The 22,888-nt window shown below is 70.2% G+C and carries 19 protein-coding genes; 17 read left to right on the forward strand and 2 right to left on the reverse strand.

The annotated features are described in order from the left end of the window. The first annotated feature begins 8 nt into the window (after nt 1-8). From ASV56_RS15195 to ASV56_RS15235, 9 genes are all read left to right on the forward strand, one after another. Complete coding sequence (locus ASV56_RS15195) at nt 9-1,244, forward strand: tetratricopeptide repeat protein (protein WP_062562854.1); 1,236 nt, start codon at nt 9-11, stop codon at nt 1,242-1,244. A 257-nt stretch (nt 1,245-1,501) separates the two neighbouring features. Further along, entirely contained in the window at nt 1,502-2,503 is a 1,002-nt protein-coding gene (locus tag ASV56_RS15200) for a glycosyltransferase family 2 protein (RefSeq protein WP_062562855.1), read from the forward strand. A 10-nt stretch (nt 2,504-2,513) separates the two neighbouring features. After that, complete coding sequence (locus ASV56_RS15205; RefSeq protein ID WP_062562856.1) at nt 2,514-3,788, forward strand: glycosyltransferase family 2 protein; 1,275 nt, start codon at nt 2,514-2,516, stop codon at nt 3,786-3,788. A 473-nt stretch (nt 3,789-4,261) separates the two neighbouring features. After that, nucleotides 4,262-4,894 carry a GntR family transcriptional regulator gene (locus ASV56_RS15210; RefSeq protein ID WP_062562857.1) on the forward strand — a complete coding sequence of 211 codons (633 nt, stop codon included), beginning with the start codon at nt 4,262-4,264 and terminating at the stop codon, nt 4,892-4,894. A 119-nt stretch (nt 4,895-5,013) separates the two neighbouring features. Beyond that, nucleotides 5,014-5,991, forward strand: coding sequence for a biotin synthase BioB (gene bioB, locus ASV56_RS15215; protein ID WP_216635413.1), 978 nt, complete (start codon nt 5,014-5,016; stop codon nt 5,989-5,991). Continuing rightward, nucleotides 5,988-7,112: an 8-amino-7-oxononanoate synthase gene (locus ASV56_RS15220; RefSeq protein WP_062562859.1), complete on the forward strand. Its 1,125-nt coding sequence runs from the start codon at nt 5,988-5,990 to the stop codon at nt 7,110-7,112. The genes bioB and ASV56_RS15220 overlap by 4 nt, the downstream gene beginning before the upstream one ends. Further along, nucleotides 7,109-7,720 carry a dethiobiotin synthase gene (gene bioD / locus ASV56_RS15225; RefSeq protein ID WP_062562860.1) on the forward strand — a complete coding sequence of 204 codons (612 nt, stop codon included), beginning with the start codon at nt 7,109-7,111 and terminating at the stop codon, nt 7,718-7,720. The genes ASV56_RS15220 and bioD overlap by 4 nt, the downstream gene beginning before the upstream one ends. Next, nucleotides 7,717-8,964, forward strand: coding sequence for an adenosylmethionine--8-amino-7-oxononanoate transaminase (locus ASV56_RS15230; RefSeq protein ID WP_082724862.1), 1,248 nt, complete (start codon nt 7,717-7,719; stop codon nt 8,962-8,964). Before bioD ends, ASV56_RS15230 begins: the two co-directional genes overlap by 4 nt. Then, a complete protein-coding gene (locus ASV56_RS15235) occupies nt 8,951-9,937 on the forward strand; it encodes a beta-ketoacyl-ACP synthase 3 (protein WP_253880068.1) in 987 nt (328 codons plus the stop codon). The genes ASV56_RS15230 and ASV56_RS15235 overlap by 14 nt, the downstream gene beginning before the upstream one ends. A 51-nt stretch (nt 9,938-9,988) precedes the next feature. Here ASV56_RS15235 and torT read toward each other — a convergent pair whose 3' ends face one another. Continuing rightward, nucleotides 9,989-11,071, reverse strand: a complete 1,083-nt coding sequence (gene torT / locus ASV56_RS15240; RefSeq protein WP_062562862.1) for a TMAO reductase system periplasmic protein TorT — start codon at nt 11,069-11,071, stop codon at nt 9,989-9,991. Nucleotides 11,072-11,147: 76 nt separating this feature from the next. On the opposite strand from torT, the gene ASV56_RS15245 reads away from it, so the two are divergent. Further along, nucleotides 11,148-13,970 carry an ATP-binding protein gene (locus ASV56_RS15245; protein ID WP_062562863.1) on the forward strand — a complete coding sequence of 941 codons (2,823 nt, stop codon included), beginning with the start codon at nt 11,148-11,150 and terminating at the stop codon, nt 13,968-13,970. Here ASV56_RS15245 and ASV56_RS15250 read toward each other — a convergent pair. Continuing rightward, nucleotides 13,967-14,671, reverse strand: coding sequence for a response regulator (locus tag ASV56_RS15250; protein ID WP_062562864.1), 705 nt, complete (start codon nt 14,669-14,671; stop codon nt 13,967-13,969). The two genes, ASV56_RS15245 and ASV56_RS15250, sit on opposite strands and share 4 nt — an antisense overlap. 175 nt (nt 14,672-14,846) lie before the next feature. Between ASV56_RS15250 and ASV56_RS15255 the strand changes: the two genes are divergently transcribed. From ASV56_RS15255 to ASV56_RS15285, 7 genes are all read left to right on the forward strand, one after another. After that, nucleotides 14,847-15,791 (forward strand): ABC transporter substrate-binding protein, encoded by a 945-nt coding sequence (locus ASV56_RS15255; protein ID WP_062562865.1) that lies wholly within the window; start codon nt 14,847-14,849, stop codon nt 15,789-15,791. Nucleotides 15,792-15,907: 116 nt separating this feature from the next. Further along, nucleotides 15,908-16,936, forward strand: a complete 1,029-nt coding sequence (locus ASV56_RS15260; RefSeq protein ID WP_062563338.1) for a quaternary amine ABC transporter ATP-binding protein — start codon at nt 15,908-15,910, stop codon at nt 16,934-16,936. Further along, nucleotides 16,933-18,870 carry an ABC transporter permease gene (locus ASV56_RS15265; protein WP_062562866.1) on the forward strand — a complete coding sequence of 646 codons (1,938 nt, stop codon included), beginning with the start codon at nt 16,933-16,935 and terminating at the stop codon, nt 18,868-18,870. The genes ASV56_RS15260 and ASV56_RS15265 overlap by 4 nt, the downstream gene beginning before the upstream one ends. Nucleotides 18,871-18,996: 126 nt before the next feature. Beyond that, complete coding sequence (locus ASV56_RS15270) at nt 18,997-20,130, forward strand: carboxylate-amine ligase (RefSeq protein ID WP_062562867.1); 1,134 nt, start codon at nt 18,997-18,999, stop codon at nt 20,128-20,130. A 155-nt stretch (nt 20,131-20,285) separates the two neighbouring features. After that, nucleotides 20,286-20,930, forward strand: a complete 645-nt coding sequence (locus tag ASV56_RS15275; protein WP_062562868.1) for a CerR family C-terminal domain-containing protein — start codon at nt 20,286-20,288, stop codon at nt 20,928-20,930. Continuing rightward, nucleotides 20,927-21,883 carry an HlyD family secretion protein gene (locus tag ASV56_RS15280; protein ID WP_062562869.1) on the forward strand — a complete coding sequence of 319 codons (957 nt, stop codon included), beginning with the start codon at nt 20,927-20,929 and terminating at the stop codon, nt 21,881-21,883. The genes ASV56_RS15275 and ASV56_RS15280 overlap by 4 nt, the downstream gene beginning before the upstream one ends. Next, the gene (locus ASV56_RS15285) at nt 21,880-22,806 is read left to right on the forward strand and encodes an ABC transporter ATP-binding protein (protein WP_062562870.1); all 927 of its coding nucleotides are present in this window, start codon (nt 21,880-21,882) and stop codon (nt 22,804-22,806) included. Before ASV56_RS15280 ends, ASV56_RS15285 begins: the two co-directional genes overlap by 4 nt. Nucleotides 22,807-22,888: the final 82 nt, after the last annotated feature.

The following is a 22,888-nucleotide window of genomic DNA, read 5'->3' on the forward strand; positions in this document are numbered from 1 at the left end:
CCTTCGCGATGAAACGGCCGATCTTTTCCAGCCCCCTCTACCAGGCTTTCGTCGTCCACCGTGCCGCCGAAACCGTGGTGGTGAGCTTTGCCGAGCGCAAGGAGCCGGCCCCCGCCGATTTCGCGGGCGAGACCATGCTGGCCGGCACCGAGCACGCCTATTGCTGCATCCGGTCGCTGACGAACGACTGGTATGTCGCGCCGCAGTTCGACGCCTGCCTGATGGCGGTGGCGGGCGAGTTGCGCGCCTATCGGCGGGTTGTCCTTTACGGCTTTTCCATGGGCAGCTATGGCGCGCTGATCTCGGCCCGGGCGCTCGCCGCGGATCGGCTGGTGCTGATGGCGCCCGTCGCCAATATCCACCCGGACAGGGACCGGCGCTGGATCGGCGATTATCAGGCGCATATCCGCGACCGCAGCCCGGACAGCCTGGCGCCGCGCATTCGCGACGGGACCGAGCTGATCTGCGTCTACGATCCCAAGGGACCGGACCGCGGCCATGTCGCGGATCTGAAACGACGCTGGCCGGTGCAAGAGATCCTGACCCCGCGCGCCGGGCATATGGTGCTGCGTTTCCTGAACAATGGTGGCATCCTGGGCAGCACTGCCAAGGCGCTGTTCGATCCCGTCGTCGATATCGCCCGGCTGCAGGCCCGGGTGAGCGCCTCGAAAAAGCACAACAGCTATTACATCAGCGAACTGGCCCGCTCGCTGTCCCGGCACCGGCTGCTGAAAAGGCTTCTGCTGCAATATGCCCTGCGCCGGTTTCCCGAGGATGCGACGGCCCGGCTGGACTATGCCGGTGCGCTGGCCGAAGAGGGCCAGCATGCGGAAGCGGCCGAGCTGATCCGCGCAGTGGTCGCCCGGAACCCCGGCGCGGCCATCAGCGTGCCGGTGATCCGGGCGCTGGCGCACTATGCCGAAACCGGCGGCAGCCCCGACGCCGTGGCCGACCTGATCGCGCCCTATGCAACGGCCGCGCCGCGTCCGCGCGAGGCGCAGCTGCTCTATGCCCGCTTCCTGCGCCACAGCCGGCGCTTTGACGAGGCGTTCCGCGCGCATGACGCCTTCATGCAGGGCGGGCCCTTCTCGGCCCAGGGCTTTTTCGAACGCGGGCTGATCTTCGAGGCGCTGGACCTGCCCTATATGGCCGAGTCGAGCTATCGCCGCGCCCTGGCTGAAGACAAGGGCTTCCACAGGGCGGCGCAGCGGTTGCACCTGATCGAGGCCCGCGGCAAGGGTTGAGCCCGCCCTCCGGTCGCGTCGCAATCGGAAGCGTCCCTCGGCATCTTGGCGCGGCCGGCTCCGTCGCAACCGTTTTCTTCTCTCGCGACCCGGAAATGCAGCATGCATTTCCACGAAACGGTCCGGCTTTGGAATGGAGGCAGGGCGGATGCGGGGTTACATCTGGTGCAATCGTTAACGCCGGATCGCGCAATGTTCTGCCGGGCCCCAGGTCTCGCCGGAAAGACGCGCGCAGATGGGCCGACAAGGAGGCTGTCATGTCATTTGCCGTTCCGCTTGCATCTTCCCGGCCCATCGACCTGTCGATCATCGTTCCGGTCTACAACGCCCGGCACCATCTTCGGCCGCTGGTCGAGACCTTCCTTGGCCTCGACAGGCTTCATTGCGAGATCCTGCTGGCCGATGACGGCTCGTCGGACGGCAGCGCCGAGGAGATCGAGCGGCTTGCCGCCGCCATTCCGCAGGTGACGGCCCTGCACAATCCCGCCAACCTGGGCGCGGGTCATGCGCGCAACCTGGCCTGGCCGCATGCGCGCGGCCGCTACACGCTGTTCTTCGACGCCGACGACCGGCTGCATGGCGAGGCGATCGCGCCGACGCTGGCGCGGATGGACGCCGAGCCCGACATCGACACCGCCATGCTGGCCTATCGCTATCAGCGCGATGCGATCGGCGGCTTTACCGAGATGCTCTATGCCGACCAAAAGATCGCCGAAAGCTATCTCAGGGGCGCGCCCCAGGTGGTGGCCCCGCTGGACGAGATGGCGGCGCTGCTGAAATTCACCAACTATCCCTGGAACAAGATCCTGCGCACCGCGCATTTCCGCGAGACGGGACTGCGCTTCGGCGCGACCAAGGTGAACAACGACATCCTCGGGCACTGGTATTCGCTGCTCTTCGCGCGCCGGGTGCTGCTGGGCAGCCAGGTGATCTGCACGCATATCGTCTATCGGGGCGGCCAGAACCTGACCAACCGCTTCAGCGCCGACCGGCTGCAGATGTTCGACGCGCTGGATGAGACCTATGATCTGCTGCTGGCGCACCCGGCGCTGCGCCGCCGCTTCGTCCACCATTTCTGGGGGCTCTGCGCCACGCTGGCACAATGGGGCCGCCGCCGCGTCGATGCCGGGCATCGGCTGGAATTCGAAAGCCGCTATCGCGATCTGATCAGCCGCATGGAGATCGAGGATTTCGCGCGCATGCGCCTGGTCCAGGCGCCGCAGATCGCGGATCGCTTCGTCAAGGAACTCGTCGGATAAGGGAACGGACGTGCCCAAGGTTTCCATCATCGTCACGGCCTATGACATCGAGCGCTACATCGCCGAATGTCTGGGCTGCATCACCCGCCAGACGCTCGAGGATATCGAGATCATCGTCGTCGACGACGGATCCGGCGACTCGACCCCGCAGATCATCCGCGACTTTGCCGCCCGCGATGCCCGCATCCGCCCGATCCTGCTGCCGACCAACAGCATCGGCGGCGTCGCCACGGCGGCCAATGCCGGCATGGAGGTGGCGACCGGCGACTTCATCGGCTTTGCCGATGGCGACGACCGCTATGCCCCGGAGATGTTCGAGACGCTGTGGCGCGCCGCGACCGAGGCCGATGCCGATCTGGCGATGAGCCGCTACATGCTGCTCGACGAGGCCGACGGCAGCCTGAAGGAGCCGGCCGAAACCGAGCGCTGGTCGCCTTATCCCCGGGCCACCACACTCGACCTGACCCCGGCCACCCGGCGCGAGATCCTGCGTTTCATCTCGGTGCCCTGGCGCAAGCTTTACCGCCGCGACCTGGTCGAACGCGCCGGGCTTCGCTTCCCTGTCGGGGATTTCTTCTTCGAGGACAACCCGTTCCACTGGATGGCGGTGATCGAAGCCGAGAGGATCGCGCTCGTGCCCGAGCGGTTGTGCGAGCACCGCGTCGCCCGCGCCGGCCAGACCATGGCCACCGTGGACGAACGGCTGCTGCGCATCTTCCGGCACCATGACATCATCCGCGACTGGCTCGACGGTGCCGGTTACCTGGACGAATACCGTGCCGACCTGCTGCAATGGGTGGCGGGTCAGCTGTCCTGGGTCAGCATGCGCGCCCAGGGCGGGATCCGCCGGGCGCTGTTCGACGTCCTGGTGCCGGTCATCGCGCAATATGGCGACGAACACCTGGCCGATTTCGCCGCCGTCAACGGGCAGGGGCGCAGCACGCAAATGCTGCGCGCGCTGAAGGCCCGGGATTTCGCCGGGTTCGGGAAGGCCGCCGGCTGGGATGCGAAAGCGCCCGGGCGACGTCCCTCGCTGCTGCGCCATGGGCTTTATCACCTGCGCCACAGCGGCCTGCGCCAGACCGCCGCGATGACGAAAAGGGTGATCGTGAACCGGCTGGGACTGCGTCGACAGGCAGCCCTGCGAACCGACCTGTCCAACGAGGATCTGATGCTGGCGATGGTGCTGCTGCAGCGCGAGCTTCATGAGATCCGTGCCGAACTGGCCGCGCTGCGCCGCGAGGTCCCGGTCAGCTATCCAGCCATGCGCAGAATGAAGATTTGAGCCCCTCACCGGGGTCAGTTCGTCCGCTGCGTGGCGTCGCCCGCGGGGATGCGGCACGCTGGCGGCGCCTTCCTGCGACAGGGACGCCCTCGGCCTGGGCCTCGGCGATCAGCGTCTTGGCTGCTCGGGATCAGGATCCGGCCCGGACGGTTGCATGATGCGCAAGGGCGCGCCCTGCGCCATGACCGACATGGCGAAAAGGCTGCGGCTATGGCGATGGCGCCCATGGCCGCCGCCCGGAGGGAGAGGCATGTCCGCGATCCTTGACAAGGCCCGGGACCGCCCGCCGTGCCGCGTGCTGCAATGCCTTGGGCGACAGCCCGTTCGCACCGGTCAGGATCGTCCGTCCGGGTCATCCGGCTGCGCTGCGGGCACGACTGTCCCATCGGCTTCGGGCAAGCCCGCGCGCCGGGCTTGAGCGGCCTTGCGTCTCAAGCTAGGTCTGACCGGATTGCCCTCATGCGCAGGACCGGATGACCCGCTCGCCCGACCCCACCCTTGCCGACCGCGTCTTTGCCGCCCTGTCCCGCCAGATCGAGGCGGGCGAACTCGCCCCCGGCCAACGGCTGCGCCAGGACGAGATTGCCGCCGCATTCGGCGCCAGCCACGTTCCCGTGCGCGAGGCGTTCCGGCGGCTCGAAGCCGAGGGGCTGGTGGAATCGCTGCCGCGCCGGGGCGTGCGGGTGGCCATGGCCGACCGTGCCGCCCTGGCCGAAGCCATCGAGATGCGCGCGGCGCTGGAGGCGCTGGCGCTACGCCACGCCGCCGAGGCCTATCCGCCCGGCCACCTGGCGGCGCTGGCCGCGGCCGATCACGCCTGCGCGCGGGCTGTCACCGCGGCCGAATGGGAGGCGGCGAACCAGAGCTTTCACAGCCTCCTGCTGCAGGGCTGCCCGATGCCGCGACTGATGCAGACCATCGAGCGGCTGCAGCTTTCCGCCAGCCGCATGGCCCGCCAGCTGGGCGCCGCGCATCCTCTGGGCCTGCCGCGCGAGAACCGCGACCACCGCGCCATGCTCTCGGCCCTGCAAGGGCGCGACATCGACTTGGCCGCGCAGATCCTGTCCCGCCACATCCGGCGCGGGTTGCGGCTAAATTATAGATAATTTATCCGATCTGCACGCAGGAATGGACACGCGGTAGATTTCTCGGCACAAATTGGCGCGGGAATCAGAATTTTTATAGATAATCTCCCGCATCGAGAGGGAGAGCCATGCCGAAAGACCTGCCGCGCACCGCCCTGCGGACCGACTGGACCCGCGCCGAGGCCGAGGCGATCTATCACCAGCCCTTCATGGACCTGCTGTTTCAGGCGCAGAGCGTGCATCGCGCCCATTTCGATCCCAACCGGGTGCAGATGAGCCGCCTTCTGTCGGTCAAGACCGGCGGCTGTGCCGAGGATTGCAGCTATTGCAGCCAGTCGGCGCGCAATGGCTCGACCCTGCCGGCCTCGAAGCTGATGCCGGTCGAGCGGGTGCTGTCCGAGGCACGCAAGGCCAAGGCGGCGGGCGCCACGCGCTATTGCATGGGCGCCGCCTGGCGCGAGCCGAAGGACCGCGACATGGCGGCGATCGAGGCCATGGTGCGCGGGGTGCGCGCGCTGGGAATGGAAACCTGCATGACGCTGGGCATGCTGTCCGACGCCCAGGTCTTGCGGCTGAAGGAGGCGGGCCTGGATTACTACAACCACAATATCGACACTTCCGAGGCGTTCTATCCCCAGGTCATCACCACCCGCAGCTTTGCCGACCGGCTCGACACGCTGGCGCGCGTGCGCGAGGCCGGGATCAAGGTCTGCTCCGGCGGCATCCTGGGCATGGGGGAAACCGCGGGCGACCGCATCGACATGCTGCTGGCGCTGGCCACGCTGCCCGAACACCCGCAAAGCGTGCCGATCAACATGCTGATCCCGATGGCCGATACGCCGCTGGCCAAGGCGGATCCCGTCGATCCCTTCGACTTCGTGCGCGTGGTGGCCCTGGGCCGCATCCTGATGCCGGCCAGTCACATGCGCCTGTCGGCCGGCCGCACGGGCATGAGCGACGAGATGCAGGCGCTGTGCTTCCTGGCCGGCGCGAATTCGCTGTTCATGGGCGATACGCTGCTGACCGCCGCCAACCCCGCCGAGGACCGCGACCGCCGGCTGTTCGACAGGCTGGGCCTGCGCCCCGAGGCCCCGGCCGGCGACGGCACCGAAGCATGAGCCCGCTCGACGGCCAGCGCGGGCTGCTGGAAGCCTTGGCGCAACGCCGGCGGGCGCGGGCGTTGCAGCCGGTCTCGGGCGCGGATTTCGCCTCGAACGACTATCTGGGGCTGGCGGGGTCCGACCTGCTGCGCGAGCTGGCACGCGATGCGCTGGACCGAGGCCATGCCCCCGGCGCCGGCGCGGCGCGGCTGCTGCGCGGCAACCATGCGGCATTCACGGCGCTTGAAGCGGCGGCGGCGCAGCATTTCGGCAGCGGCGGCGCGCTGTATTTCGGGTCCGGCTACGGCGCCAATCTGGCGATCTTTTCCGCCCTGCCTGCCGCGCGCGATCTGGTGCTGCACGATGCCCTGATCCATGCCAGTGCGCTGGACGGGATGCGGCTGGGGGCAGCCGAAACCCGCAGCTTTCCCCATAACGACCCGGGCGCGGCGCGCGACATTCTGCGGCGCTGGCGGGCCGAGGGCCGGGGCGGGCAAGCCTGGCTGGCGGTCGAAAGCCTTTACTCGATGGACGGCGATTTTGCCCCGGTTCAGGCGCTGGCCGATCTGGCCGCCGAGGAGGGTGCCTTCCTGATCGTGGACGAGGCCCATGCGACGGGCATCTGGGGCCCGGGCGGCCGGGGCCTTGCCGCGCCCTGGGCGGCGCGGGAAAACGTCATCACGCTGCACACCTGCGGCAAGGCTCTGGGCGTGCAGGGCGCGCTGGTCTGCGCCGATCCGGTGCTGATTGCCACGCTGGTCAACCGCGCCCGCAGCTTCATCTATTCGACCGCGCCCGCGCCGCTGCTGGCCGAGGTCCTGCGCGGCGTCATCGCCCATCTGGCCGCCGATTCCACCCGCCGCGATGCCCTGCTGGCGCGGGTGGCGCGGGCGGGCGACCTGGCGCGCGGCATCGGCCTCGCGCCCTCGGGCAGCCAGATCCAGCCGATCCTCCTGCCCGGCGATGCCCGCTGCCTGGCGGCCGCCGCCCGGTTGCAGGCGCAGGGCTTCGACATCCGCGCCATCCGCGCGCCCACCGTCCCCAAGGGGGCCGAGCGGCTGCGCCTGTCGCTGACCCTGAACCCGGACGAGCCGGCGCTGGCCGCCGTCTTTGCCGCGCTGCATGAGGTGATCCAATGACTGCTTTCGTCGTGACCGGGACCGATACCGGCATCGGCAAGACGGTGTTTGCCGCCGCCCTGGCCGCCCGCCTGCAGGCCAGCTACTGGAAGCCGGTGCAGTCCGGGCTGGAGGGCGAGACCGACAGCGAAACCGTCGCCCGCCTGTCCGGCCGCCCGGTCCTGCCCGAGGCTTGGCGGCTGGCGCTGCCCGCCTCTCCGCATCTCGCCGCCGCGGCCGAGGGTGTCGCCATCGAAGAGGCCGCCCTGACCCCGCCGCCCGTCCGGCCGCTGGTGATCGAGGGCGCGGGCGGGCTGATGGTGCCGCTGAACGACCGCGCCAGCTTTATTGACGTCTTTGCCCGCTGGCAGCTGCCGGTGATCCTCTGCGCACGGACCGCGCTGGGAACGATCAACCACAGCCTGCTTTCCATCGCCGCGCTGCGCGCCGCCGGGGTGCCGCTGCACGGCCTGGCCTTCATCGGCCCCGCGGCGCCCGAGGTGGAAACGACCATCTGCCGCATGGGCGAGGCCCGCCGCCTTGGCCGGCTGCCCCTGCTGCAAGACCTGACCCCCGGCAACCTGCGCGCCGCCTTCGACGCCAGCTTCCCCGCGGACTGCTTCGCATGAGCCCGATCTGGCACCCTTTCACCCAGCACGCGCTGTTTCCGGTCATGCGCCCGATCGCCAGCGCGCAAGGCGCTTGGCTGACCGACGCCGAAGGCCAGCGCGTGTTCGACGCCATCTCGTCGTGGTGGGTGGTGACGCATGGCCATTGCCACCCGCATATCGTGCAGGCGATCCGCGACCAGGCCGGGCGGCTGGACCAGGTGATCTTTGCCGGCCACACCCACGCCCCGGCCGAGCGCTTTGCCGAAAAGCTGCTGGCGCGCCTGCCCGACGCCCTGACGCGGCTGTTCTTTTCCGACAGCGGCTCGACGGCGGTCGAGGTGGCGATCAAGATGGCGCTCGGCCATTTCCGGCACCGGGGCGAAGGGCGCCACCGCATCGTCGTGATGGCAAACGGCTATCACGGCGACACCGTCGGCACCATGTCGGCGGGCGAGCGCGGCGCCTTCACCCAGCCCTATGACCGGCTCCTCTATGCCGTGGACCGCATTCCCTTTCCCGCGCCGGGGCAGGAGCAAGCGACGCTCGACGCGCTGGAGCGCTTTGCCCGCAACCCCGAGACCGCCGCCCTGCTGCTGGAGCCGCTGGTGCTTGGCGCGGGCGGGATGCTGTTCTATTCCCCCGGCGTCCTGGCGCAGATGGCGGCGATCTGCGCCCGCCATGGCGTGCTGCTGATCGCCGACGAGGTGATGACCGGCTGGGGCCGCACCGGGCGCTTCCTGGCCTGCGACCATGCCAGCGTGGTTCCCGACATCCTGTGCCTGTCCAAGGGCATCACCGGCGGCCACCTGCCGCTGGCCGCCACGCTGTGCCGCGACGAGATCTACCAGTCGCATTTCTCGACCGACCGGCGGCGCACCTTCTTCCATTCCTCGAGCTATACCGCCAATCCCATCGCCTGCGCCGCCGCCCTTGCCAATCTGGAGCTGTGGGAAACCGAGCCGGTCCAGGCCCGGATCGACGCCGTCGCCGCCGCGCAGGCCGAGGGGCTGGCAAGGCTGGCGGCGCATCCCAAGCTCTCGGGTGCGCGGCAATCGGGCACGATCCTTGCAGCGGAGATCGGCGGCCCCGGCCACTACATGACTGAGTCCGGCCCGGCGCTGCTGCGCTTCTTTGCCGAGCGCAACCTGCTGATCCGCCCCATGGGCAACACGGTCTACCTGCTGCCGCCCTATTGCAGCACCCGGGCCGAGCTCAGCGCCTGCCACGACGCCATGCTGGAGGCCGCCGATGTCCTTGGGTGATGCAGCGCGCGGCGTGGTCATGGCGGGCTTTGGCCACTACCTGCCCGAGCGGCGGGTCGATAGTGCCGAGATCGAGGCCGATCTGAACCTGCCGCCCGGCTGGATCGCCGCGCGCACCGGCATCCACAGCCGGCATTATGCCGCGCCCGAACAGGCGGTCAGCGATCTTGCCGTGCCGGCCGGGCGGATGGCGCTGGAGCAGGCGGGGCTGGCGGCGGGCAGCGTCGGCCTGCTGCTGCTGGCGACCTCGACCCCCGACCACCTGCTGCCGCCGACCGCGCCGCTGGTGGCGCATCGCCTGGGCCTTGGCGCGGGGGCGATGGACCTGGCCGGGGCCTGCGCCGGCTTCCTGCAGGCGCTGGTGCTGGGGGCGGGCCATGTCCGGGCGACCGGGCAGGCGGTGCTGGTCATCGCCGCCAACATCCTGTCGCGCCGCATCGCGCCGGGCGACATCGCGACCCGCGCTCTGTTCGCCGATGCCGCGGGCGCCGTCGTGCTGGCCGCCTCGCCCGATCCGGCCAAGGGGCTGCGGGCCTCGGTCCTGCGCTCGGACGGGGCGGGCTATGACCTGATCCGCATCGCCAAAGGCGGCTCTCGCCAGCCGTTCCGCCCGGGCGACGCGGGGCTGGCGATGGACATGCCCGATGGCCGCGCCGTCTTTGCCCGCGCGGTCGAAGGGATGACGACATCCAGCCAGGCGGCGCTGCGCGAGGCGGGCCTGACCGCTGCCGGGATCAGCACCTGGCTGGCGCACCAGGCCAATGGCCGCATCCTGGCGCAGGTCGGCGCCCGGCTGGGGCTGGACCGGGCCGAATGCCTGGGCACGCTGGCCCGCCATGGCAATTCCTCGGCCGCCACCATGCCCCTGGCCCTGTCGTGTCGCGCCGCCGAGGGGCCGCTGCTTCCCGGCCCGATGCTGATGACCGCCTTCGGTGCGGGCCTCTTGTGGGGATCGGTCGTCTGGCAACCTTGAGGCCGCTCCGGCAAGCGGCGCGCCGATGCACGCCTCCGGCGCATGGCCGATCTAATCCTCGCCGTGATAGGAAAACCGCGCCGAGAAACTGGCCGGGGCCAGGCTGGCGTCATGGTCGAAATCCGCCGTCGTGCCGGGCGTGACGGTGACGATGGCGGGGCCGGCGTGGCGGAAGGTCAGGCTGTGCTCCAGCGCGCGCACCGCCATCTCGATGCCCAGCCGGCCCTGCATCACCGGGAAATCCGTCGGCGCCGCCAGGATGCGGCCGCGCCTGATGCCGCGAAACACGCCGGGGCTGATATAGGTCGAGATGATGCCGACCCGGCCCAGCTCGCCCCGCGCCCGCAGGATCGAGATCGCCACCTCGGCCATCGGGCCGCTGCCGACCAGGTAGTCGGGCGCCGGGCCCTCGGCCAGCAGCTGCTCGACCAGCTGGGCCTGGGCCTCGCGGCCGGTGTCGCCGTAAAGCACGCTGGTCACGCGGGCGGAACTGTCGGCGATGGCGGCGCGGAACCCGTCCTCGACGAAGCCCACCCAGCCCGCGCCCCGGGGGCCGGGGAACCAGGCCACGCTGACCGGCGGGCTGCCCCTGGGGTGGCGGCGGGCCAGTTCCAGCCCGGCGGCGCGGCCCATCTCGCGCCAGGGCACGCTGGCCTTGGCGGTGATCGGCCCCGGCTCGATGTCGTTCACCACGGCGATGATCGGCTTCTGCCGCGCCAGCTCGCTCAGCACCGGCGTCAGCCCGTCATAGGAGACCGTGCCCACCACCACCGCGTCATAGCGCGGATTGGCGCAGGCGCGCAGCTGCGCGATCTGCCGCGCCGGGTTGGGATAGCCGCCGGCCTCGAACAGGTCGAAGCCGACGCCCAGCCGGCGCGATTCCTCGACCATGCCGTAATTGACGCCCAGCCAATAGGCATCCTTCAGATGCGGATAGAGCACGCAGAGGTTCCAGGGCCGCGCGGCCTGTTCCAAGGGCGCATAGTCCAGCCGCGCCGCGGGGCTGTCGTCGTGGAAGGGGCGCGAAAACACCTGCAGGGGCCAGGTCTCGGCCCGGGCCGGGCCCGCGAGCAGCAGGGCGGCGACGGCTGCAAGGGCACGCAGGCATCGGGCTGGGAAGATGGCGGTCGACATGGCGGTGACTTCGGCTCCGGTTCCGATTAGCCTTGGCCCGCCCGCTGCGGGCATCCGGCAGGGCGGAGGGTAGTGCTTGGGGCTGTTCACGCGCAAGTCGCGATTGGGTTGGCAGCTTTTGCTGGCCTTTGTGGTCATCGCCGGCGCGCCGGGCCTGATGGGCGTGCTGGGCTGGCTGGAGCTGCGCGACCTGGCGGACCGGCAAAGCCGGCTGATCGCCCAGACCATCCCCGCCATCGCCGAGGTGCGCGGCTTTGCCGAGGAAAGCAGCCGCGTCGTCGCCATCGCCCCGGACTTGGCGGCGGTGACCGACGACCATGTCCGGCGCGAGCGCGCGGCCTTTCTGTTCGACCAGGTCGATGCGCTGCGCGACCGCATCCGGCGCTATGAAGGCACCGGCCAGCCGATCCCGGTGCCGCTGTCGCGTTCGGAATCCGAGGTGCGGCAGGGCATCGCCCGGCTGGACCAGCTGGTGCAGCGCCGGCTGGCCGCCGAGGCCGACCAGCGCCGCCGGCTGGACGAGGGGCTGACGGCCACCACCGAGCTTCTGGAGATCACCGACACGCTGGCCGCCAATGTCGAGGTGGCGGTCTCGGCCGGGGTGGCCAGCCTCTATGACCTGTGGAACCGGCACGAGGCGCTGGCCGGGATGCTGGACAGGCTGATCGAGGTCGACCTGTTCCAGCTGGGCCAGATGTTCGAACTGCGCGGCCATGTCGCGGAAATCGCCCTGCTGCTGAACCGCATCGGCGAGACCCGCAACCAGCACGACCTGGAACAGCTGCGTGCGCAGCTGGCGGGACGGCTGGGCGTGGTGACGCGCCGGCTGGAGACGGTGCCCGACCGCAGCCGGGCCGAGCGGGCGCTGGCGCTGTTGCGCGGGATCACCCCGGCCGCGGCCTCGCCGCCCGGGACCGAGGATTTCCCCGGCCTGACCGCGCGGCTGATCGCGCTGGACGGGCAGACCGCGGCGGCGCAGGCCGAGCTGCGCGACGCGGCGCTGCGGCTCGACACCCAGGCGGCGGCGCTGGCCGACAGCATCGTCGGCCGGGCCACGCGCGCCGGCGAGGCGGCGCAGGCCGCCATCCGCCGCACGCTGATCGTCTCGGCCATCGGCTCGTTCCTGGCGCTGATGGTCTCGGCCGGGGTGGTCTGGTTCTATGTCCGCGGCAAGATCACCCGGCGGCTGGACGCGCTGGCCGCGCGCATGGGCGGGCTGCGGGCGGGCGACCTGCACGAGGAGGTGGTGCCGCGTGGCGAGGACGAGATCGCGCGCATGGAGCAGGCGGTCGAGGTCTTTCGCCTGCAGGCGCTCGAGAACCGCGCCCTGGCGGCCGAACGCGACCGCAACCTCGAGGAGCTGCGCCGGCACCGCGAGGAGCTGCGCCAGTTGGTCGACGAGCAGACCGAGCGGCTGCGCGGCGAGGTTGCCGCCCATGCCGAGGCCCGCGCCCATGCCGAGGCCGCCGACCGCGCCAAGTCGCAGTTCCTGGCCATGATGAGCCACGAGATCCGCACGCCGATGAACGGCGTTCTGGGCCTGCTGCACGGGCTGATGCAGGACGACCTGGCCGGGCGCACCCGCGACCGGGTGGTGGCGGCGCTGGCCTCGGGCGAGGGGCTGATGTCGCTGCTGAACACGCTTCTGGATGACGCCAAGTCGCTGGACGGCGACATCGCGCTGCGGCCGGCGCCCTTCGACCCGGCGGCGCTGGTGCGGGAAACGGCGATGCTGATGGCGGCCTCGGCGCAGGACAAGGGGCTGTGGCTGCGCGTCGACGCGCCGGAGTGCGGCTGGCTGATGGGGGACGCGGCGCGGCTGCGGCAGGTGCTGTTCAACCTGCTTGCCAACGCGATCCGCTTCACCGCCGCGGGCGGCGTCGATCTGCGGCTGCGGACGGAACCGGGACCGGCCGGGGTCGCGCTGGTGCTGGAGGTCGCCGATACCGGCAAGGGCATCGCGCCCGAAGCGCAGAAGCGGATCTTCGGCCTGTTCGAGCAGGAGGATCCCGAGACCGCCCGGCGCTATGGCGGCACCGGCCTCGGGTTGGCAATCAGCCGCCGGCTGGCCGAGGCGATGGGCGGCACGCTGTCGGTGGAAAGCGCGCCGGGGCAGGGCGCGCTGTTCCGCTTCCGCGCCGGCTTCCCGCCCGCCGAGGCCCCGGCCGCTTCCGCGCCGGCCGCCCCCGCCCGCCCGCTGCGCCTGCTGGTGGTCGAGGATCACCCGGTCAACCGCATGGTGCTGGACGGCTATCTGTCTCGGCTCGGTCACGCTTTCGCGATGGCGGATTGCGCCGAGGAGGCGCTGGCCCGGCTGGACCAGGACCGTTTCGACGCGGTGCTGATGGATGTGAACCTGCCCGGCATGTCGGGGATCGAGGCGGCGCGGGCGATCCACCGCCGCATTGAGGGCCTGCCGGTGATCGGCATCTCGGCCCATGTCCAGCCCGAGGAAATCGCCGCCTGCCATGCCGCCGGCATGGTCGAGGTGCTGTCGAAACCGCTGGCCCCGGCCGATCTGCAGCGCGCGCTGGCGATGGTCCGGCCCGGTGCCGGACCGGCGCCGGCGGCCGTCCTGGCCCCGGCGCTGGCCGATCTGCCGCCGGCGCAGGTGGCCGTGCTGGCGCGGCTCTATCTGGACGGGATGGCCGGCGACATGGCCGCGATCCAGGCGGCGCTGACGCAGGGCGATGCCATGGCGGCAGCGCGGGCAGCGCATCGCTGGCGCGGGGCCAGCGGCAATTTCGGCCTTTCGGACCTGGCGGCGGCGCTGGAACGCTTTGAATGCGCCCTGGCCGATGGCACCGGCGCGGCGGGGGCGCTGTGGAACGATCTGGCAGCCTTGGCCCGGGCGGGCGCCGAGGCGATGCGGCGCGAGCTTGCCCTGCTGCCGGCCTAGCTCAGCGCGGCGGTAAAGACATAGCCCTCGCCATGCGCGGTGCCCAGGATGCGCGGCGCCTTGGGGTCGTCACAAAGCTTGCGCCGCAGCCGGCGGATCAGCACGTCTACCGTGCGCTGGCTGCTGTCGTCGACGCGGTGGGTGATATTGGCCAGCAGCCGGTCGCGGTCCATCACCACGCCGGGATTGCCGACGAAGGCGCGCAGCAGCTCGAATTCGGCGCGGGTCAGCGGCACCAGCGCGCCGGAGGTGTCGTAAAGCTGGCGCCCGGCGATGTCAAAGCGGAAGCCGGCGAATTCCACCGTGCGCCGCGCCATCTGCCGCATGGCCGCCGTGCGCCGCAAGAGGTTCTTGACCCGCGCCGCCAGTTCGCGCCGGTTGAAGGGCTTGCAGACGTAATCGTCGGCGCCCAGTTCCAGCCCGACGATGCGGTCGACTTCGTCGGTGCGGCCCGACAGCAGGATGATGCCGATTTCCGACCGCGCGCGCTGCTCGCGCGTGATCTCCAGCCCGTCCTTGCCGGTCAGGTTGATGTCCACGATCAGCAGGTCGGCCGGATCGCTGCCCAGCACGCGGTCCGCCGCCTCGGCGCTGGCGCATTCCGTGATTCGGTGGCCGAAGGATTGCAGATAGGCGGTCAGCGCCCCGCGGGTGACGGGCTCGTCCTCGATGATCACGATATGGCTGGCTCGGCCGGTCATCGGCGGTTTCCCTGGCTGCTCCCTGCATTCTGTTAACATTTTCTCACATCATTCCATAGCCTGTTCATCACATGGGCCTGACATGTTCACATCGGGATCCTAGCGTCGAAGGACGAAGGGCGGTCATGCAACCGCCCGCTGCCCGCGAAACAGGGCGCTTCAACAGGGAAAGACCATGAAACACACAGCTCTGCTGCTTGCTTCGGCAGCGGCCCTTTCCGTCACGGCCTCGCTGGCGCAGGCCGCCGATTCCCCGGATCCGATCGTAATCCCGACGCATAACTGGTCCAGCCAGATCGTGATGAGCCATATCGTCGGGCGCATGTTCGAGGAACTGGGCGATTCGGTCGAATATGTCTCGTCCGACAGCCAGACGGTCTATGAATCCATCCGGCTGGGCGACGTGGCGCTGGAGGTCGAGGTCTGGGAGGGCGCGTTCGGCGCCGCCTTCAACGCCGCGCTGGCCAAGGGCGGGCTGCACGACGCCGCCACCCACGAGGCGGTGACGCGCGAGGACTGGTGGTATCCGCTGTGGACCAAGGAGGCCTGTCCGGGCCTGCCCGACTGGAAGGCCCTGAACGATTGCGCGGCGACATTCGCCACCGCCGAGACCGGCGACAAGGGCCGCTTCCTGGGCGGGCCGGTCGACTGGCTGAAACACGACGCGGAAAAGGTCGACGCGCTCGGCATGAACTTCACCGTGGTCAATGCCGGTTCGGCCGCCGCGCTCTGGGCCGAGCTGGCTGCGGCCGAGAAAAGCAAGACCCCCATCGTGCTGTTCAACTGGACGCCGAATTTCGCCGAGGCGGTCTGGCCCGGCGAATTCGTCGAATTCCCGAAATGGGAAGAGGGCTGCGACAAGGACCCTGCCGTCGGCCCGATCCCGGACAAGGTCTATGACTGCGGCAACCCGGCCAACGGCTATCTCAAGATCGCGGCCTGGGACGGGATGAAGGAGAAATGGCCCGCCGCCTATGCCGCGCTGGCCAAGGTCACCTTCACCAACGCCCAGATCGCCGAGATGGCCAAGCTGGTCGATGTCGACGGCATGGAGCCCGAGGACGCCGCCGAGGCCTGGATGGAGAGCAACGAGACGGTCTGGAAGCCGTGGCTGCAATGAACCAGCTGCTTTCGCCCGACCGGCTGGCCCACAAGGGCCCGCCCTTCGCCCCGCCGTCACCCCGGCCTGGCCAGCACGGCACGGCCCCGGATGGAACCGTCACCGCCGGAGGCCCCATGACCCAGCGCGATGCCGTGATCGACTGCCGAAACGTCTGGAAGGTGTTCGGCCCGCGCCCCGACCAGATGCCGGCGCTGCTGGCGCGCAATCCCTCGGCCGAAGAGTTGCGCGCGGCGGGCTGCGTCGCCGCGGTGCGCGACGTCAGCCTGACCATTCCCCGCGGCGAGATGCTGGTGGTGATGGGCCTGTCCGGCTCGGGCAAGTCCACGCTGGTGCGCTGCATGTCGCGGCTGCTGGACATCTCGGCCGGCCAGGTGGCGGTCGAGGGCCAGGATATCGGCACGCTGACCGAGACCCAGCTGATCGAGCTGCGCCGCCGCCGCATGGGCATGGTGTTCCAGAGCTTCGGCCTGCTGCCGCATCGCAACGTGCTGGAGAACGTGGCCTTTCCGCTGGAGATGCGCGGCCAGCCCCGCGCCGCCCGCATCGCCCGCGCCCGCGAGATGCTGGAGCTGGTCGGCCTGACCGGCCGCGAGGCGCATTTCCCGCGCGAGCTGTCGGGCGGCCAGCAGCAGCGCGTCGGCATCGCCCGCAGCCTGGCGATCGAGCCGGCGATCTGGTTCCTGGACGAGCCCTTCTCGGCGCTGGACCCGCTGATCCGGCGCGAGATGCAGGACGAATTCCTGCGGCTGAAGGGCACGCTGGACAAGACCATCGTCTTCATCACCCATGACTTCGACGAGGCGCTGCGGCTGGCCGACCGCATCGCCATCATGAAGGACGGCGCCGTCGAGCAATGCGACACGCCGGATCGCATCGTCATGGCGCCGGCGACGCCCTATGTCGCCAAGTTCACCGCTCAGATCGACCGCGCCCGCGTGGTGCGGCTGGCGGCGCTGGCGGTCCCGGCGGCGGGCGGCGTTCACGGCGCGGCGCTGCCGGGGGAGGCGGTGCTGCATGACATGGCCCGCGCCATCCTGGCCGATCCCCGGCCGCAGATCCCGGTCGCGGCGGCGGACGGCAGCCTGCTCGGGCTGCTCGACCGGCAGGCGGCGACCGACCTGATCCTGGGGGACCGGCCATGAGCGGGGCAAGGGCGGCGCGCCCGGCGCATGCGGCCTGGATCCTGGCCGGCCTGGCGCTGGTCCTGGTGCTGGCCAAGCCGCTGCTGCCGGCCGGGCTGGTCCGGCCGCCGGACTGGCTGGTCCTGCCCTTTGCCGGCTGGATCAATGCGGTCTTCGATTTCCTGCGCGACGACCTGGGGCTGATCCACGTCACCCGCGCCTTTGCCGGTGCGGTCGAGGCGGCGCTGGATACCACGGCGAACCTGCTTTACGGCCGCTCGCGCTGGCCGCATCTGGGCCCGATCCCCTGGGTCGTCGTCGCCGCCACCATGGCCATGGCGGGCTATGCCCTGCGCGGCTGGCGGCTGGCGGCCCTGACCGGCGGCACCTTCGTCTGGATCGCCGTCATGGGCCAGTGGAAATGGGCGATGGAGACGCTGTCGGTGATCGCCGTCGCCACCCCTGTCGCGGTGGCGCTGGGGCTGGCCCTTGGCATCATGGGCTGGCGCTGGCCCCGGTTCGAGCGGCTGCTGAACCCGGTGCTGAACCTGGCGCAGTCGCTGCCGCATTTCGCCTATATGATCCCGGTCGTGGTCTTTGTCGGCGTCGGGCCGAAGTCGGGCGCCATCGTCACCATCATCTTCTCGGTGCCGCCGATGATCCGCATGACCATGCTGGGCCTGCGCCGCGTCGCGCCCGAGATCATCGAGGCCGGGCAGATGGCCGGCGCCAACCGCTGGCAGGTGATGACGCGGGTGCGCCTGCCCGCCGCGCGGACCGAGATCCTGATCGGCGTCAACCAGGTCATCATGCAGTCGCTGGCCATGGTCGTGCTGGCCTCGTTCATCGGCATGCCGGGGCTGGGGCAGAAGCTGCTGCAACTGCTGCAGGCGCTGAAGATCGGCCTGTCCTTCGAGATCGGCATCACCATCGTGCTGCTGGCGGTGGCGCTGGACCGGCTGTCCAAGGCCTGGGCGCTGCACCAGCCCGCCCATGCCGAGGCCGGCGCCGGTCGGATCGCGCGGCACCGGCTGCTGCTGGTCTGGCTTGGCCTGGTGCTGGCCGGGTTCCTGCTGGCGCGCGCCGTGCCCTATTTCCATGTCGTCGAGCGCAGCCAGGCGCTCAGCATCGCCGGCCCCATCGACGCGGTGATGGACATGCTGCTGGGCGTGGTGCGGCCGCTGACCGACGGGCTGCGGTGGTTCCTGATCACCCGGGTGCTGATCCCCTTGCGCGACGCGATCCTGTGGCTGCCCTTCGTCGGCGTGCTGCTGGCGCTGGCGGCCCTGGGCTGGCGCATCGGCGGCGCCCGCTCGGCGCTGGTCTGCCTGGGCTTCATCCTGCCCATCGCGCTGTCGGGCTGGTGGGACCGGGCGATGATCACCGTCTATACCGTCGGCACGGCGGTGGCGCTGGCGCTGCTGATCGGCCTGCCGCTGGGCATCTGGGCCGCCGGGCGCGAGACCCGGGCCAAGGCGGTGCTGCTGGCCTGCGACACGTTCCAGACCTTTCCCAGCTTCATCTACCTGATCCCGGTGGTGATGCTGTTCGGCGTCAACGACGTGGCGGTGGTCGCGGCGGTGGTGGTCTTTGCCGCCGTGCCGCTGGTGCGCTATACCGTCGAGGGCCTGCGCAACGTCCCGCCCGAGACCGTCGAGGCCGCCGAGATGAGCGGCGCCACCCGGCGCCAGCTGCTCTGGTCGGTGCGCCTGCCCCTGGCCCTGCCGACGCTGATGGTCGGGCTGAACCAGTCGGTAATGTTCGCGCTGTTCATGGTCATCATCGCCGCCTTCATCGGCACGCAGGACCTGGGCCAGGAGATGCAGCGGGCGCTCTCGGCCACCGATGTCGGCAAGGGGCTGGTGCTGGGGCTGGCCGTCGCCTTCATGGGACTGATGGTCGATCACCTGCTGATGCGCTGGTCGGCGGCGCGTCGCGCGGTCCTGCAGGGCTGATCGCCCGCCGCTGCGGTGACGGGCCGTTCGCAAGGCTCGACGCCGGTTGGACGGTCGTTCCGTGGAACATCGCCCGGCCGGCAGCGTTGATCCGGCGAACTGCAATGGACCCGCCGGGAGGGCCGCATGGGCTGCGACATGGACTTCACTCTCGGCATCGAGGAGGAATATTTGCTGGTCGATGCCGAGACCGGCGCTCTGGCCGAGGCGCCCGACGCCCTGATGCAGGCCTGCCGGCGCGAACTTGGCGACCACGTCAGCCCGGAATTCCTGCGCTGCCAGATCGAAGTCGCGACGCCGGTCGCCACGGATATCGCGGATGCGCGGCGGCAGCTGACGCGGCTGCGCCGGACCGTGGCGGATCAGGCGTCCGGGTTCGGTCTGGCGCCGATTTCGGTCGCCTGCCATCCCTTCGCCGACTGGCGCGACCAGGATCACACGGACAAGAGCCGCTATAATCAGCTGTCGCAAGAGATGGGCGGCGTGGCGCGGCGCATGCTGATCGGCGGCATGCATGTGCATGTCGGAATCCCGCAGGACAGCATGCGCATCGACCTGATGAACCAGTTCTCGTATTTCCTGCCCCAGCTTCTGGCGCTGTCCGCCTCCAGCCCGTTCTGGCAGGGCGAGGATACGCGGCTCGCCTCCTATCGCACCACCGTCTTCGGTGGCTATCCCCGCACCGGGCTGCCGCCGCGGCTGGCGAGCTGGGGGGAATACGAACGCTCGGTCGAGGCGCTGACCTCGCTGGGCCTGATCGAGGACAGCAGCAAGATCTGGTGGGATCTGCGGCCCTCGTCGCGCTTCCCGACGCTGGAAACCCGGGTCTGCGATGCCTGCCCGCGCCTTGACGACACGCTGACGCTGACCGCGCTGATCCAGGCGACCCTGCGCATGCTGTGGCGGCTGTCGCGGCGAAACATGCGCTGGCGGCAATACGACAATTTCCTCTTGGCCGAGAACCGCTGGCGGGCCGCCCGCTACGGGCTGACCGAAGGGCTGATCGACTTTGGCGAGAACCGCCTGAAGCCCGCCGCCGAGATGGCCGAGGACTGGCTCGAACTGATCGGCGAGGATGCGGATGCGCTCGACAGCCAGCCCGCCGCGGCGCGGCTGCGCGCCCTGGTGGCAGAGGGCAATTCCGCGGAACGCCAACGCGCGGTGCATGCCGCGGCCATGAACGCCGGCGCGACGCGAGAGGAAGCCCTTGTCACGGTGGTGAAGGCGCTGATCGCGGAGTTCCGCGAGGGGCTGGACTGAGGGCGGCATCGGCCCGGCCGCACATCGTCGATGGGTATCCGCTGGTGATCCAGCGCCCATGGGTGGGAACGGCGCAGAACTGCGCCCGGCATGAGCGCCGCGCATCCGGCAGCCGACTCGATTGAATTTAATCAAACGATTGATTATAATTACCCATGATCGAGATTCCGGACAAGCCGCCCGAAGGGGCGCAGAAGGCGCTGATCGAGGCAGGCTTGCTGCTTTTCGGCCAGAAGGGATTCGATGCGACCTCCACGCGCGAGCTGGCCGCGAAGGCCGGGGTGAACCTGGCACTGATCGCCTATCATTTCGGCGGCAAGGACGGCCTGCGCCGCGCCGTCGTGGGCGAAGTGGCGCGGCGGTTGATGGCGGTCGCGGGGGCGCCGCGATCCTCGGCGGGGCTGACCCCGGCAGCGGCGCTTCGGCGCCTGCAGACCATCCTGCGCGGCGTTGCGGCCTTCATCGGCAGCGCCCCCGAGGCCGGGCCGATGGTGAATTTCGCGCTGACGGAACTCAGCCGCGGCGGGGCTGCCACCGAGCTGATCCATGACTGCTTCATCGGCCCGAAACACGCAGAGCTTTCCGAGCTCTGGGCGATCGCCAGCGGCGCGGACCCCGACAGCGAGGCGGTGAAGCTCTCGGTCTTCGCCATGATCGGCCAGGTGCTGTATTTCCGGCTCGGCCGCGAGATCGTCATGCGCAGGATGGGCTGGCCGACCATCGGCCCGAGCGAGGCAGGCCGGATCGGCGATGTGATTGCCGAAAACCTGCGGCTTCTGACACAGGGGGAACCGCGATGAGCCTGACGGTCTGCTCGGTCCCGCTGTTGTCGGCGCTGTTTGCCACCTGTGCGCCGCCGCTGCCCTTTGCCACCGGCTATGTCGAGGGGGAATACGTCCTGGTCGCCCCGGTCGAGACGGTCGAGATCGCCACGCTGCTCGTCGCTCGGGGGGACCATCTCGAGGCGGGCGCCCCGCTGGTGGAACTGGACCGGGCGGCCGCGAAGATCGCCCTTGCCGAGGCCGAGGCGAACCTGGCCCGCGCCGAGGCGGAGCTTGCCGACCTGCGCCTTGGCAAGCGCCCCGAGGAGATCGCGGTGATCGAAGCCGCTCTGGTCTCGGCGCGCGCGCAAGCCGCGGAAGCCAGGCGGACGGCCATCCGGCTGTCCAGCCTGGCGGAGAAGGGCAGCGCCACCCAGACGCAGCGCGAGGATGCCGCGACCGCCGCCGAGATCGCCGCGGCGCGGGTGGCCGAGATCGAGGCGGATCTGGCGGTGGCAAGGCTGCCGGCCCGCCCGCATGCCATAGCCGCCGCCGAAGCGCGCCGTGCCGCCGCAAGGGCGGAACGCGACCGGGCCGTCTGGGCGCTGTCGAAGCGCAGCCTGGCGGCCCCCGCCACCGGGACCGTCTACGACATCATCCGCACGGCGGGCGAGATCGCGGGACCGGCGCAGCCGGTGCTGTCCTTCCTGCCGGACGGTGCGGTGAAGCTGCGGCTCTACATGCCCGCCCGGAATGCGGCGGCGATCGCGGTCGGCTCGGCCCTTTCCGTCCGCTGCGACGGCTGCCCGGACGGGCTGGCGGCGACGGTCACCTATGTCGCCGATGCCCCGGAATTCACGCCGCCGGTGATCTATTCGCTCGAGAACCGGCAAAAGCTCGTCTACCTTGTCGAGGCCCGCCCGACGGGCGCGAGCCCCGGTCTCAAGCCGGGACAGATCGTCGATGTCCTGCTGCCCGGGGCGGCGGAATGACCGAAGAGCCCGCCATCGCCGTCACCGGCCTGGTGAAGATCTTCGGCAACCGCCGCGTCGTCGATGGCGTATCGCTGCGGGTCGAGCGCGGCGAGATCGCGGGCTTCCTGGGGCCGAACGGCTCGGGCAAGACGACGACCATCCGCATGATGTGCGGCCTTCTGACCCCCGACGCGGGCGAGGGTCGCGTGCTGGGCTTCGACATCCGGCGCCAGGGACGGCGGATCAAGCGCGAGGTCGGCTACATGACGCAGCGCTTTTCCTTCTACGAGGATCTGACCATCGAGGAGAACCTGTCCTTCGTCGCCGGTCTTTACGGCCTGACCCCGGCGCGGCGGATCGTGCGCGATACGCTCGAGGATCTGGGGCTGTCCGGCCGCCGCCACCAGCTGGCCGGTTCGCTTTCGGGCGGCTGGAAGCAGCGGCTGGCGCTGGCGGCCTGCATCATGCACCGGCCGCGGCTTCTGATGCTGGACGAGCCCACCGCCGGCGTCGATCCCCTGGCCCGGCGGATGTTCTGGGACGAAATCCACGCCCGCTCGGCCGAGGGGCTGACGGTGCTGGTCTCGACCCATTATATGGACGAGGCCGAGCGCTGCCACCGCATCAACTATATCGCCAATGGCCGGCTGATCGCGGCGGGCAGGGTGGCCGATGTCGTGGCGGGGGCGGGCCTGACCACCGTGGTTCTGGAAGGTCCGAACACCGCCGAGGCCGCGCGCCGCCTGAAGGGCAGGCCGGGGGTCGAGCAGGTCGCCTCCTTCGGCACCACGCTGCATGTCGTCGGCCGGGACGCGGCCGCGCTGCGGCAATCGGCCGAGGCGGTGGCGCGCGAGACCGGCACCACGATGCACCCCGCCGAAACCATGCTGGAGGACGTGTTCATCCAGCTCATGGCGGCTTCCGAGGACAGCCTGCGATGAGCCGGTTCTTTTCGCTGACGCGGCTCTTCGCGCTGCTGAGGAAGGAGGTGATCCAGCTGCGGCGCGACCGGATCACCTTCGC

Source organism: Paracoccus aminovorans, assembly GCF_001546115.1.
GTDB classification, from domain to species: domain Bacteria; phylum Pseudomonadota; class Alphaproteobacteria; order Rhodobacterales; family Rhodobacteraceae; genus Paracoccus; species Paracoccus aminovorans_B.